Origin of the sequence: Pseudoalteromonas sp. 20-92, assembly GCF_030847595.1 — a bacterium.
In the GTDB taxonomy this organism is placed as follows: Bacteria; Pseudomonadota; Gammaproteobacteria; order Enterobacterales; family Alteromonadaceae; genus Pseudoalteromonas; species Pseudoalteromonas fuliginea.
The window spans coordinates 290973-304673 of record NZ_JANJGQ010000001.1; the positions used below are offsets into that span (position 1 = coordinate 290973).

The 13701-nt window shown below is 37.7% G+C and carries 11 protein-coding genes; 7 read left to right on the plus strand and 4 right to left on the minus strand.

Annotated elements, in window-relative coordinates:
- Positions 1–154: 154 nt before the first annotated feature.
- Positions 155–1288, plus strand: a complete 1134-nt coding sequence (gene tyrA / locus NRL14_RS01210; protein ID WP_306723788.1) for a bifunctional chorismate mutase/prephenate dehydrogenase — start codon at positions 155–157, stop codon at positions 1286–1288.
- Positions 1289–1426: 138 nt separating this feature from the next.
- Here the strand turns inward: tyrA and NRL14_RS01215 are convergent, their stop codons facing one another.
- On the minus strand, positions 1427–2587 hold the full coding sequence (locus NRL14_RS01215; RefSeq protein WP_306723789.1) for a chorismate mutase: 1161 nt from the start codon (positions 2585–2587) through the stop codon (positions 1427–1429).
- Between the two features lie 361 nt (positions 2588–2948).
- Here NRL14_RS01215 and NRL14_RS01220 point away from each other — a divergent pair, with 361 nt between their 5' ends.
- Positions 2949–5969, plus strand: coding sequence for an EAL domain-containing protein (locus tag NRL14_RS01220; RefSeq protein WP_306723790.1), 3021 nt, complete (start codon positions 2949–2951; stop codon positions 5967–5969).
- A 12-nt stretch (positions 5970–5981) separates the two neighbouring features.
- Here the strand turns inward: NRL14_RS01220 and NRL14_RS01225 are convergent, their stop codons facing one another.
- Positions 5982–6311, minus strand: coding sequence for a translation initiation factor (locus tag NRL14_RS01225; protein ID WP_008135714.1), 330 nt, complete (start codon positions 6309–6311; stop codon positions 5982–5984).
- Between the two features lie 135 nt (positions 6312–6446).
- Between NRL14_RS01225 and NRL14_RS01230 the strand changes: the two genes are divergently transcribed.
- From NRL14_RS01230 to NRL14_RS01245, 4 genes are all read left to right on the plus strand, one after another.
- Entirely contained in the window at positions 6447–6752 is a 306-nt protein-coding gene (locus NRL14_RS01230) for an STAS domain-containing protein (protein WP_007378350.1), read from the plus strand.
- Complete coding sequence (locus NRL14_RS01235) at positions 6752–8401, plus strand: SpoIIE family protein phosphatase (protein WP_306723791.1); 1650 nt, start codon at positions 6752–6754, stop codon at positions 8399–8401. Before NRL14_RS01230 ends, NRL14_RS01235 begins: the two co-directional genes overlap by 1 nt.
- Positions 8402–8457: 56 nt before the next feature.
- Positions 8458–9117, plus strand: coding sequence for a GAF domain-containing protein (locus NRL14_RS01240; RefSeq protein WP_008135709.1), 660 nt, complete (start codon positions 8458–8460; stop codon positions 9115–9117).
- 80 nt (positions 9118–9197) lie between these two features.
- Positions 9198–10388, plus strand: coding sequence for an amino acid aminotransferase (locus tag NRL14_RS01245; protein ID WP_306723792.1), 1191 nt, complete (start codon positions 9198–9200; stop codon positions 10386–10388).
- A gap of 80 nt (positions 10389–10468) precedes the next feature.
- Here NRL14_RS01245 and NRL14_RS01250 read toward each other — a convergent pair whose 3' ends face one another.
- The gene (locus NRL14_RS01250) at positions 10469–11674 is read right to left on the minus strand and encodes an aromatic amino acid transport family protein (protein WP_149605889.1); all 1206 of its coding nucleotides are present in this window, start codon (positions 11672–11674) and stop codon (positions 10469–10471) included.
- 215 nt (positions 11675–11889) lie between these two features.
- Between NRL14_RS01250 and NRL14_RS01255 the strand changes: the two genes are divergently transcribed.
- Complete coding sequence (locus NRL14_RS01255; RefSeq protein ID WP_033031020.1) at positions 11890–12786, plus strand: DMT family transporter; 897 nt, start codon at positions 11890–11892, stop codon at positions 12784–12786.
- Between the two features lie 17 nt (positions 12787–12803).
- On the opposite strand, the gene NRL14_RS01260 is transcribed toward NRL14_RS01255, so the two are convergent.
- Positions 12804–13682: an OmpA family protein gene (locus NRL14_RS01260; protein ID WP_007379022.1), complete on the minus strand. Its 879-nt coding sequence runs from the start codon at positions 13680–13682 to the stop codon at positions 12804–12806.
- Positions 13683–13701: the final 19 nt, after the last annotated feature.

The following is a 13701-nucleotide window of genomic DNA, read 5'->3' on the forward strand; positions in this document are numbered from 1 at the left end:
CAATTCTCAATTCTCAATTCTCAATTCTTCATTAGTAAAATTTCCGCTTTAGCCTTTTCTCAGTTACCTGATCCTGTTAGTATTTATCGTATTGATTAGTTTACTTTTATGTAAATTTATATTTACGTTATTTGTTTTTTAAGGTGGGATGAACGTGGCTGACATAAGTGATTTAGCACAGCTAAGAGAGGGTATAGATGAATGCGACGCACAACTTGTTGCCTTACTTGCTAAACGTAACGGTATTACGCAAAAGATTGGTGAGATAAAACAACAAACAGGCGCGCCTTTACATGCACCTGAACGTGAAGCAGAGCTATTAGCAGCAAGACGACAAGAAGCGATCAATCAAAGTGTAAGCCCAGATCTTGTTGAAGATATACTAAGACGCATGATGCGAGAAGCCTATCAAAACCAACAAGCAAAACTTGCATGTGCTGCGCCAGAGCTTTCACCTATTGTTATTGTGGGCGGCCAAGGTGCCATGGGTCAGTTATTTGCTCAGCAGTTTATTCGCTCAGGTTACAACGTTAAAATTTTAGATAAAGATCAGCAAAACGAAGCGCAAGATATTTTAAAGGGTGCCAAGCTAGTAATGATCAGTGTGCCAATTAACGCATTGGGCGCTGTAGTAGCTAAGTTACCTAAACTAGATGATGATTGCTTACTTGTTGATATTACATCGGTAAAGCAATCGCCTATTAAAGCACTAAAAGCCGCGCACAGTGGCCCTGTAGTTGGCTTGCATCCTATGTTTGGCCCCGACATATCACACTGGGTAAAACAAACAGTCGTTGTATGTGAAGGGCGAGATCACCAAGCCGCAAAAGGATTATTAGAGCAATTACAGGTTTGGGGTTGTCAGCTTGTTGAGCTTGACGCAAAAAAACACGATGAAGCAATGCAAATTATTCAAGTAATGCGTCATTTAACAACCTTTGTCTACGGACAGTTTTTAGCAAAACAAAGCCATACACTTGAGGAACTACGTAGTTGTTCATCACCTATTTATCAACTTGAATTAATGATGGTAGGGCGTTTATTTGCTCAATCACCTGAGCTTTACTCTGATATTATGTTAGCGCAGTTTGATGATGTAGAGACTTTACTCGCGCAGTATCAAGATACCTTTGCTAACACATTAGAAAAATTAAAGGCGGGAGATAAAGCAGCACTTATTGATTCTTTTGCGCAGGCTAAAGTTTACTTTTCTGACTCGACAGAACACTTTTTAACGCAAAGCAGAAGCTTATTAAATAAAGCGAATGATTCAAAAGTGCTAGATTAATATTTGTTATACCGTTTGCTTAGATATGGGGGGGGAATCCCTCAAATTGATTAAGTATTATTGCGGGTTGGTATTATACAGATTAGCACTGGTTAACTAAAAGGGCCTATATCGGCCCTTTTTGATTTATAAAATTGCTTATTGAGTATTCACGCTTACTGCCTGTAATGACTCGCTTTGGTAGCATCCTAAAATACGTACATATTGGGTGTGCTCTTTAAGTTTTTCTAGCGCTTCTTTTACTTGGCTATCCGCTAAATTTGCTTCTAAATCGACATAAAACACCTCTTCCCATGGGTTACCAGGCATTGGGCGAGACTCCAGTTTAACTAAATTAATCTTATGCTGTTTAAAAATCATTAACGCGTCAGCAAGCGACCCCGCTTGTTGTTTTGTAGACATGATCAAACTGGTCTTAGTTGGAATTTGATTCGAAACTTGCAGTGGTTTGCGAGCAACGACAATAAAGCGGCTATGGTTTTCACTTTGATTAGCAAGATTAGTTTTAATAACTTCTAACCCTACGTTTTTCCCTGCTTGCGCTGAACCAATTGCAGCACTCATTGGCGTATTTAGTGCCGACTGCAGCGCGCTTGACGTTGAGTCACAGGTTTCGTGTTGTAACTCACCTAAGCCCTGTAAAAAACGACTGCACTGCGCAAATGGTTGAGGGTGGGCGAATATTTTTGTTAATTGGCTTAGTTCTGTATTAGGTGTCGCTAATAAACAATGTTCAACGCTGTGTGTTACTTCACCAACAATAGATACTTGTGCGTGTTGGAGTAAATCAAACACCTCATTTATACTACCCGAACTGGTATTTTCAATAGGTAATAAACCAAAATCAGCTTGGCCGTTTTCTACTTTACCTGTTATTTCGTCAAACGATGTACAACCAATTTCAACTAATTTACCAGGGCGGCGGCTAAAGTATTTATGACATGCTAGCTGGCTATAAGAACCCTGACCACCTAAGTAAGTTACACGATGTGTTTCACTAAGGGCATCTGGATTAAGGTTTTTTTGTAGCATAGCTTGTTGGTGTAAAACAGAATCTTCCAAAATAGTTTGAAAAACATTATTTACGTAGTAAGCATCTAAACCTAGTGATTTACCATAACCAATCAGTTTCTCTAAAAGTGCGAGTTCACGTGCTTCATCGCGAATTGGTTTATTGTTAGCAATTTTGTATTCAACCACACCATGGCTAATGCGGCGGCGCTTGGCGAGCAACACAAGTAAATCTGAATCTATTTCATTTATGTCGTGTCTTAATGTATTTAATACATCATTGGTCATTTTGGTTTCCTCATTCCAAAAAACAAGCTGTTATTATGCAGCAGAAATAAAAAAGCCTCCCGATTGGGAGGCTTTACTATTCGATTGATTTTATCTCACAAACAGGTCAGCCTCTTTTATATAAAGAAGCTAAAAAACGAAAAGGTAGTGTGAGAACAAATAATATTCATAATTACAATGTATGGAGAGTTACCATTAATGTCAACAGACAGTTATGCGAAATAATGACTTAACTATAAATTTAATATTTATCATTCTATTTTTTTAGAGATAAACTATAAAAAATTTATAATTACGAAGCGGATCTGGTATATTTCGGCTACTGGTTAAAAATAATAACAATTACTAATAAGGTTGACCTGTGGTGTATCGACGCCCTCCATCGCGTTTTGGTGTTAACTCACTAAGTGTAAAATTATCATTGCTAATATCTGCAATTTGTTTAATTGCGGGCGTGTGTGCGGCTGCCTTAATGCTCAAGTCAGAAGAAAAGCAACTTGTTTTTGAAGAGCACGAAGTACTTAAAGGTTCAACAGAGTTACTTGTTAAGCAATTTGATGGATTGATTAAAAGCAAAGTTAATACCGCAGAGCAGGCCAATAAAGTTGTTGCAGAGCAGCTGTTTTCTACACAAGTTTCAATTGATCTTAAAAACAGGTCTCAGTTACAGTTTAACAGTGATGGTACAATCCGAAGTGCGTCTGCAGATGGTTTATCAGCAGCTTATTTACCGCAAGAGAGTTACTCACCTTTTTATAAGCAATTAATTAACGACTCAGAATCATTATGGCGAATTATCTCCCCAACAATTATTAATGATTTTTTTAATTTTTACTTAATTACTAAAGATAACTTTATACGGATATCTCCGCCTAATTGGGCACTAAATGCACCCGCCGGATTTAAGTTCACTAAAGGGCCTACATTTAATTATGTTCAAGGAAAAACTAACCCAAGCCGTGAACCAACGTGGTCAAATGTTTACTACGATAAAGTTTGGCGTAAATGGGTTATTAGTTTATTAGTTCCGATTTATGTCGATAATGAGTTTTTAGGTGTGACAGGCAATGATATTGCGCTTGATACGCTTATATTTCAGTTGCCTGTGGGCGACAAAGAAAAACATTTATTAGTATTTGATAGCAAAGGGCAGCTGTTAGCGCACCCAGAAGTAAGTTCGAGCTTATTAGCCAGTTACGGGAGTAAAGGTAAAGTACTTAAAACCTACGACTTTGTTAACCAAGAACTACAATCGATTATTAGTGATGCAACTAAAAGGAAGTTACCTGAATACGCGAATTCATTTAAGCAAAATGGTGAAGCGCATATTATTAATATCCGTAAAGTAGAAGGTTTAGATTGGTATATTGGTGTCTATAAAAAACGTTCATCGACGCTCTCAGCTCTTCAAGAACTGAAGCTTAAGTTTTTTGGGTTATTCATTCTATATGCGATTTTAGTTGCTTTATTGCTACATCAAGCACTTTATCAGCTTGTTCTTCGTCGCCTTCATACTTTAGTTTATGCAGTGACAAACTTTGGCCAAGGGAAGTTAACAACTGAATTCCCTGAAGAAAATAAAGATGAAATTGGCACATTGAACGGCTCATTTAGAGATATGGCAGTAGAAATACGCAAACTCATTGATGGCCTCAATATGCGTATTACAGAAAAAGAAATAGCAGAAAAAGCAGCTAATCGTTTATCCAAAGCGGTTGCATTTTCTGGGACTGGTGTTGTGATCACCGATGAAAACTTCTTTATAGAATATGTAAACCCTAAAATGCTTGAGATGACAGGGTATCAAGAAAGCCACTTTAGTAGAGCGCCGTTGTTAAGTATTATTGCCACCGAAATGGCCATTTTGGTTGAAGACATAGACATTGATCTGAGAAGTCGTAACTATTGGCGTGGTGATACACTTATTCAAGCTTTAGATAAACAACCCATTTGGGTTTCGCTGAGTGTTTCTCCAATTCGCGAGGACGGCGGAAAAATAACAAGTTATGTTGCGTCTGCGCAAGATATTTCATTTGTAAAAGAAAGTCAGCGTAAAATGGAGCAGTTAGCTTATTTTGACACATTGACTGGCTTAGCAAATAGAACGTTTTTTAGAATGCAGTTACGCAAATCGATGGCACTTGCAGAAAGAGGGCATTATGCCTTTGCACTATTTTACTTCGATTTAGATGAGTTTAAACGTATTAACGACACACTAGGGCACGATGCTGGGGATCAGTTGTTAATAGAGGTGGCAAATAGGCTAAAAAAACGTTTAAGAGCAGAAGATACCATTGCTCGATTAGGCGGAGATGAGTTTGCGGTTTTACTCAGTGGTATTGAGCATCAAGAGCATGCTACCGATGTTGCTAATACGATTCAAAAAACGTTAAATGTGCCTATAAAACTTGGCAGTAATGAAGTCATTATTAGTGCCAGTATAGGTATTACAATGGCCCCTTACGACAGCCTTGAAGAAGATCAGTTGTTAAAACATGCTGACTTGGCCATGTATGAAGCCAAAGCAAAAGGGCGTAATACATTTCACTTTTATAGCCAAGAATTGGACTCTGCGGCAAATGAGCGATTATTTATAGAAAACGAACTACGACAAGCCTTGAAAGAAAAACAATTCGCTGTTTACTATCAACCACAAGTCGATAGCCGAACTCAGCATGTTGTTGGCTATGAAGCTTTGCTTAGGTGGTTTCACCCAACAGAGGGGCTTATTCCTCCTACCAAGTTTATACCAATTGCCGAGGCAACAGGTTTAATTGTTGAGTTGGGTGCTTGGGTACTTCAAGAAGCATGCGATTTTGCAGTTAGATTACAAGAGAAAGGCCGAAGTAATAATATTTCGATTAACTTATCTGCTCGTCAATTTAAAGATGCTAGCTTAGTACCAATGCTTAGTAAAATGATTATTAAATCAGGGGTGTCTGCTAAGCATCTGCATTTAGAATTAACCGAAAGTATGCTAATGGGAAATGTCGAAGCAGCAATAACGCAGTTGCATGAGCTTAAGGCATTAGGTGTTTCGATTTCTATAGATGATTTTGGTACAGGTTACTCGTCTTTAAGTTATTTAAAACGATTCCCGGTCGACATATTAAAAATTGACCGTTCATTCGTAAAAGACATTCCAGAGGATAGCAATGATATGGAAATCACGGCTGCAATTATTGCAATGGCGCAGAAGTTAAAACTTAATGTGGTTGCTGAAGGTGTTGAGACGATAGAACAAATACAATTTTTGCAAAATAATAATTGTTTTATAGTGCAAGGGTATTATTTTAGCCCACCAATTACTGAGGCTGAGTTACCAAAATTGTTTGATAGGCTAAAGGATATACCTGACTTTGAAGCGTTACAAAGTGAGTAGTAAAATGCGGGTTTAGCCACCCGCAATTTTCACTTTAAATTTTAAGCCTTCGAGAATCGCTTTTAGCTTGTCTCGATCATCACCTTGAACTTCAATAGTGCCATCTTTAACTGCCCCACCTTGGCCCATTTTGCTTTTAATTGTTTTGGCCAGCTTTTTTAAATCATGATCTTTTGCATTTATTCCAACAACCAGCATAACTCCTTTGCCTTTACGTCCTTTTGTTTGACGTTCAATACGCAAAAAACCATCTTTAAAAATTTTTCCGGTACTTTCTTTTTCTGGTTTAGGCTGACTAATGCGCCCAGAATCCGTCGAATATACTAAGTGATTATCACTCATACCTAACCTACATAGATAAAATGAATTAAACAATGGCTCAAATGATAACAAATTTGCGCTAGTGTGTTTTTCTTTTTGCTAATTAGTTTTAACAGGTTATATTTAGTTTAAAGGAAATATTATTGGAACCCATATATGAACTTAACTAAGAGCACATCAGCGGATGGAACGACCTTAACAATACAAATTAAGGGTAAGTTTGACTTTAATTTAGTGCAATCTTTTCGACAAGCTTACGCTCAAATAAATGCAAATATAGTAAAAGTAATTGTTGATTTAAGAGAAACAGAGTACATGGATAGCTCGGCATTAGGCATGTTACTTAATATGAAAAAAACAATAGAAAGCCAAGTAGGTACAATTGAGATAAGTAATTGTCAGCCACAGTTACGAAAAATATTACAAATTTCACGCTTTGATAAAAAGTTTGATATTTGCTGATGATCCATGTGCTTATTGTTGATGATCAGGCGCTTAACCGAATCTTATTAAGTAAGATGCTTGAGGAGGACGGCTACAAAATATCGATGGCGTATAACGGTCTTGAAGCATTAAAAGTGCTTGAAACTCAAGATATAGATATTATTTTACTTGATGTAATAATGCCTGTAATGGATGGCTTTGAAGCAGCTCAAAAAATAAAACAACGCTTTGATGAAGTTTACCTACCGATTATTTTTATTACTTCTTTGGATGATCAAGGTAGTTTTGAGCGCTGTTTAGAAGTTGGCGGAGATGACTTTATTCAAAAGCCTTTTGAAAAAGTTATTTTGCATGCAAAAATTAAAGCGCACAGCCGCACTCGCCAACTGAGTAAAAAAGCCAATCAACAAAAAGAACTTCTTCAATATCATCACAACCAAAACGAAAGAGAGCATGAGATTATTGAACATATTTTTAATAACTCACTCGAAAATCAAGATAAATTTAAAGACCACCTCGATTTCAACCTATCACCTGCATCTATGTTTAATGGAGACATGTTTTTAGTTGCACAAAGTCCCATTGGTAACCTTTACTGTATGCTTGGCGATTTTACGGGGCATGGTTTAGCTGCTGCTATTGGTGCATTACCTGCCTCGCGTGCCTTTTATAGAATGGTAAGTAAAGGTATGGCTGTGAACGACGTCGCCTCTGAAATTAATACGTTACTTTATAACTTACTACCTGGTCATATGTTTTGTGCGGCAACAATTATAGAGCTTAGTTCTTCTGGGAAAAGCATATCGGCATGGTTAGGCGGATTACCAGATGCGTATTTAATTGATCAAAATGGTGATGTTAAGCAAGTCCTTGAATCTCAACATATGGCATTAGGTATTTTAGATGAAGATGAGTTTGAGCACGAAGTTATTCATTTTGAAACAGATCATGAAACTCGTTTAGCATTTGCAACAGATGGGATTATAGAAACAACTAATAAAAATGATGTTTTTTTTGGTGAAGAACGCTTTTTAGAAACGTTAAAAAGTAAACCCATGGTTAGCTGTGAAAACATAGTTGGATATGTGAGTGAGTTTGCGGATGGGAGCGAGCAACAAGATGATGTCAGTATTGTTTTACTTAATTGTTTGCCTCTTGCTTCGCAAGAGCAGGTTAGAGAGACGTTTTCAACGTTAGCATTTAATTTGTCGCTAAGTTTAAATGCTAAGCAAATAAAGCAAACCGATCCCGTATACGATTTAGTTAATATTTTAAGCGGGGTAGGCGGATTAAAAGATCATCGTTCAAATATATTTTTATTACTTTCTGAAGCTTATAATAATTCGCTTGACCATGGCGTATTGGGTTTAGACTCAAACATTAAACTACAAGAAGATGGTTTTTTTAAATACTATGAGATGAGAGAAAAAGCCCTCGCAGCGTTGTCAGATGCGATGATTATTATAGATATGCGTTATTGCCCAGATACATTAAGTTTATATTTTATTATTTGCGACTCGGGTCGAGGTTTTAATCGTGGTGAAAGTGAACTTTCTGCTACGAATAGTGAATTTGGTCGAGGTTTGTCATTACTTAAAGAGATAGCCGAGAAAGTAACTTACAATGCCAGTGGGAATCAGGTAGAAATGTGTTACAAGTTGAGCTAGCTCTGTAAAAATATCCATGCTATTATTCTGAAAACTTTAGATGTATGGATGGCTAAATGATTTCTTCTTACCTAAAACAAGCACAACTAAGTGCAAATCCTACTTTGATTTCAACAGAGCTTGAAAAGCTTGAGTTGCATCTTACAAACACAATTTTGCCTGATGTGCGTTGGGAGTATCAAATACCTGAGCTTGGCGAGGGCGGTGCGTGTAGTTTATTTGGTTACCTACAAGATGAGCCATTCAAATTAACTGACTACCTTAAAAGTGATGAGCAAACACAGTTTAAGCTAGCTAGTCTACAAAGTATTGTAAGCTATATTGAGCAGCAAACAGGTGTCGACTGGTATGGTATTTATCAATCAACCAATACCAGTGAAGGTAAGCAATTACTCAAATTGGCTTATCATGGGGTGCCAAGTCGTCCGTTGTTTCCATTAACAGAAGCTTTTGCTGCTGGTAGCAACAATGTACAGGTAGCGTTATCTCATCATGGTCGTATTATCAATAACGTCGAGGCGTATTTATCACAAGGTGGTGAATACTACACATGCGATCCTAAAGTTAAATCAGAAACCTGCTTACCTCTATTTAACGCGCAAAATGAATGCGTTGGTATTATAGATGCAGAAGCCTTTAAAAATGACTTTTTTGATGACAAGACACTTGCCGTTTTAATTGCGTGTTGTATTAAAATTCCTCACTTTCTAGTATAAATAACACTAGTCAATGTGACGTGCTTTTATGTTAAGCTTAGGCTAACAGCTAACCCCTAAATAACGATAAGAGATAGCCAATGTTCTCAGTATTAAAACCATTACCAACAGATCCTATTCTTGGCCTTATGGCGGCCTATAAACAAGATACAAACCCTAATAAAATTGATTTAGGGGTAGGTGTCTACAAAGATGAGCAAGGCAATACACCGGTACTCAAAGCGGTTAAAAAAGCTGAAGCGTTTCGTCTTGAAAACGAAATGAGCAAATCTTACATTGGTTTAGCGGGTAACTTAGATTACTGCCAAAAGATGGAGCAGTTACTATTAGGTGAGCATCAAGTATTACTAGCAAATCGCGTGCGTACCGCGCAAGCTCCTGGTGGTACAGGTGCACTTCGCGTTGCAGCTGAATTTATTAAGCGTTGTAATACTAACGCGACTGTTTGGGTAACTAATCCAACATGGGCTAACCATATTAGCTTGTTTGAAGCGGCAGGCTTAACAGTAAAAGAATACCCGTATTACGATTACGAAAACAAAGACTTACTGTTTGATGAGATGATCAACACACTTAAACAAGTGCCTAAAGGGGATGTGGTTTTAGTGCATGCATGTTGTCATAACCCAAGCGGTATGGACTTAAACGAAACACAGTGGAACACAGTTGCTGAACTTGCAAAAGAAGTTGGCTTTACACCACTTGTTGATATTGCATACCAAGGCTTTGGTGCTTCACTTGAAGAAGATGCACGTGGTTTACGTATTTTAGCTGATGCAGTAGAAGAGCTAATTATTTGTTCTTCATGTTCTAAAAACTTTGGCTTATACCGCGAGCGTATTGGTGCATGTTCACTAATTGCAAAAGACAGTGCAACAGCAGATATTTCAAACTCTGTAATGCTAAGCGTTGTGCGTAGTATTTACTCAATGCCGCCAGCGCATGGTGCCGATATTGTTAATACTATTTTAAGCAGTACAGAGCTTACACAATTATGGCACTCTGAGCTTGATGAAATGCGTAGCCGCATAAACGGTTTACGTAGCTTAATTAAACAAAGCTTAGCAACTAAAGATATTGCGCAAGACTTCTCATTTATTGAACGTCAAAACGGTATGTTTTCTTTCTTAGGTATTAATAAAGAGCAAATTGCTCGCCTACAAAAAGAATACGGTATTTACATTGTTGGCTCAAGCCGCGTAAATGTTGCAGGTATTAGTCATTCAAATATTGAATACTTTTCAAATGCTGTAGCTGACGTTTGTAAATAAACGCAGTTAGTATAAAAAACCGCACATCATAATGATGTGCGGTTTTTTATTATCTAAATTTAAACAAAAAGCAGTAACCTTTAACCGATAGCAGGAATAAGCCCCGCCATTTGCATAAACTGCGCAGTAATAATAGTAACTCCGCATACTGCTGCAATTCCAAGTCCTACATTTCCGCTACGGACTTTATAACCCGCTTTGACTGAAGAAGAGCGGCGTTGTTTATAAACCATTGCCACGGGTAAAAATACAGCAAGAACAACAAGTGCAATTGCCGCATAACCTAAAGCCATAATAAAGCCTTGAGGATAGAATAATGCAAAGCCAAGTGGCGGCATAAACGTAATTAAGGCTGTTTTAATTCGGTCTGTTTTATTGTCACCTTTTTTAAATGCATCGGCAAAAAAGTCGAATAAACCTAAACTCACCCCTAAAAATGATGTTGCAAGGGCTAAATCAGCAAATAACTTAACGGCGGTCGCTACGCTTGGATTATGCGCAATACCTGCCACGCTAGATACAAACCCATTAAGGCCTTGGCTGTTGAGTAAATCAGTTTGGCTCATAATACCTTGGCTCAGTAATTGCCAAAAAATATAAATCACTAAGGGCAGAGCAGCACCCGCGATCATTACTTTGCGCAGTACTTTTATTTCAAGGCCTACGTATTTAACAATAGAAGGAATAGAGCCATGAAAGCCAAATGAGGTAAATATAACGGGGATCGCTGACAATATTAAGCCTTGTTCTACTGGCATCTCTAATAAGTGCTTACCTTGAACGTAGGGCGTTAACATATAGAACAAGCTAGCAAGTACAATAATTTTTATTGTAAATAACACCCTGTTTAATTTATCTACTTTACTGGTGCCTAGTGTTACAACGCTCGCAATTATGACCGCCAATACAATTGAACCAAGTTGTGGTGCTATATTCACACTTAAACCTATATTTATACGCTCTTGGAGCTGTGCTCCGCCACCTGCAATATAAGCGGCACAAAGTGCATAAAATAAGAAAACCATTGAAAAATTAGCCACATACTGCCCGCGTTTTCCAAGCCAAAGTTTAGCTAAAGTATTTAAGGTAGCATCACGTGGTGCGTACTGATGAAGCTCTAACATAAGCAACGCTGTGTAAGTCATTAACATCCAGCTCGCGACTATTAGCACTAATGCGGTATTAAAACCAAGACCGGCAGAAGCAATCGGTAATGCTAGCATTCCGGCACCAATAGTGGTTCCTGCAACAATTAACATGCTCCCTATTGTTTTATTTTTAAGCACTTAATTACCTTAATTATTATTAATATACATGCACGATATAACTAGTTATCTAAAACTCAAATAGTTTTATAATAAAACGCTGCAATTAAAATGTAACTTACAATTTACAGCTGTATTTATTAAGGCGTTTAGTGTTTAAAAAGTACTAAAACACAGTAGTGAGCGTATAATTTATTCTTTAATGTATTCATTTATAAAAAGCATAGGGATGGCACGTGCCTGTTAAAGCCTCGTATTTTTTAATGGTTCTCATATGGTCGACAACGCCGCTAGGGATAGTGTGGAGCAGCGAAAGCGTATCGCCAACACTTGCAGTCCTCATGCGTATGCTTGTGGGATTGTTTATAGGCGGCTTAATAGTTGCTATTACGAATATTAGAGTGCCTTGGAGTAAAAATGCGTGCTTACTTTATTTTTATTCGAGCATTGGTATTTTTGGTGGCATGTTACTTAGCTATATGGCTGCCAAAACGGTTCCCTCAGGAATTATCTCACTCATGTTTGGTCTAGCGCCGATTTTGTCGGGATTACTCGCTCAGCAACTACTAAACGAACCCAAATTTAGCCCAATTAAGTTAATGGCACTGGCATGTGCATTAATCGGTTTATATTTTGTTAGTTACAATCAAGTGCAGCACTCACAAACCCAAGGTATAGGCTTACTTTATGTGTTTATGGCTGTGTGTTTTTTTAGCTTAAGTGGGGTAATGATAAAACGAGTACAAATAGCAATTCACCCAATGGCGACCACCTTTGGTGCTTTAGTGTTTGTAACGCCACTATTTTTTATAGCGTGGTGGTTACTCGATGGAGAGTTGAATACTGCAAATTGGAGCGCAAAATCACTTTGGGCTATTGGGTATTTAGGCGTGTTTGGATCACTGATCGGTGCGCTTGCCTACTTTCATGTTTTACAAAACTTAAATGCAAGTACAGTAGCACTTACTACCTTAATTACCCCTAGTTTTGCTTTAGGGTTAGGTGCATGGCTAAATAATGAAATGCTTAGTCGAGAGTTGCTGATAGGTGCTGTTATTATTTTGATTAGTTTAGGTTTTTTTCAATTTGGAGACAAATTTTTGAAATCGACCAAATTAAAAACCCAAGACTAAAAGCGCCCTCAGTGTGATCACATTTTAGCTATTTGGATAACTAAACGACGGTTTTTATTACGCCCTAAAATATTTTCGTTTGTATCCACAAAGCGTTTTTCACCTAAACCAGTTGTTTGCACTTTTGCTTCATCAACACCTAAACTAACCATGTAATCTTTAATTGATTTTGCACGTTTGCGTGAAAGGTCAAGGTTATTCCAACGTCCACCATAACTATCGGTATACGAATCAATGCTAATGGATTCAATACTCGGGTCGTTTTTTAAATACTCGGCAATCTTATCTAAACGCTGCTGCGAAGATTTAGTTAACTTACTGCTATTTGATTGATAATTCATAATGGTAAATGAAATATCTTCAAAGCTATAAGGGAGTAATTCATCTCGACACTGTAAAAATGCCCAATACGCCTGTTTAAAATTAACACTTGAAATACCAACGGCAATTTTATCGGCACTGTTTTGCCAGTCTTGATAGTAAAAGGTAGGGTAAAAGCCCTTTTCAAGTTCGGTTAGCATTTCCCATGATGTTTTATTGTCTAGCTCACCGTCAAACTTTTTGAGTAGCTTCATATTGGCAATATCGCGTGTAGGTAAGCCCGCACGCCAAGTAGGGGGGACTGCTTTTAAACCCGCAATGTCATAATTTTCAGGCCTGACAACCATATCTAAATGAAAGCTGAGATTTTTGTTTTTACTTGCTGAAGCTTTAAAAATAGCCTCTCCATAGTAAGGAACTTCATGATTTAATTGGCATTGTAGCCTTGTTGTTTTAACCACTTCCCAGTTAGAGTTATCTTGATTAGCTGTATATTGGCGCATAGCAGCATAGGCACTACTATGGCATAGTGCGCTGGTGATACTCAGGCTAATTAATAGCAACTTAAACTTCATGGGGCATGCTCCAACACAT

Excerpts from the sequence above, each read along its gene's own strand:
- NRL14_RS01230 (WP_007378350.1), top strand. The coding sequence starts at position 6,447 with ATGAACTTAACTAAGAGCACATCAGCGGATGGAACGACCTTAACAATA.
- NRL14_RS01245 (WP_306723792.1), top strand. The coding sequence starts at position 9,198 with ATGTTCTCAGTATTAAAACCATTACCAACAGATCCTATTCTTGGCCTT.
- NRL14_RS01235 (WP_306723791.1), top strand. The coding sequence starts at position 6,752 with ATGATCCATGTGCTTATTGTTGATGATCAGGCGCTTAACCGAATCTTA.
- NRL14_RS01260 (WP_007379022.1), bottom strand. The coding sequence starts at position 13,682 with ATGAAGTTTAAGTTGCTATTAATTAGCCTGAGTATCACCAGCGCACTA.
- NRL14_RS01215 (WP_306723789.1), bottom strand. The coding sequence starts at position 2,587 with ATGACCAATGATGTATTAAATACATTAAGACACGACATAAATGAAATA.
- NRL14_RS01225 (WP_008135714.1), bottom strand. The coding sequence starts at position 6,311 with ATGAGTGATAATCACTTAGTATATTCGACGGATTCTGGGCGCATTAGT.
- NRL14_RS01240 (WP_008135709.1), top strand. The coding sequence starts at position 8,458 with ATGATTTCTTCTTACCTAAAACAAGCACAACTAAGTGCAAATCCTACT.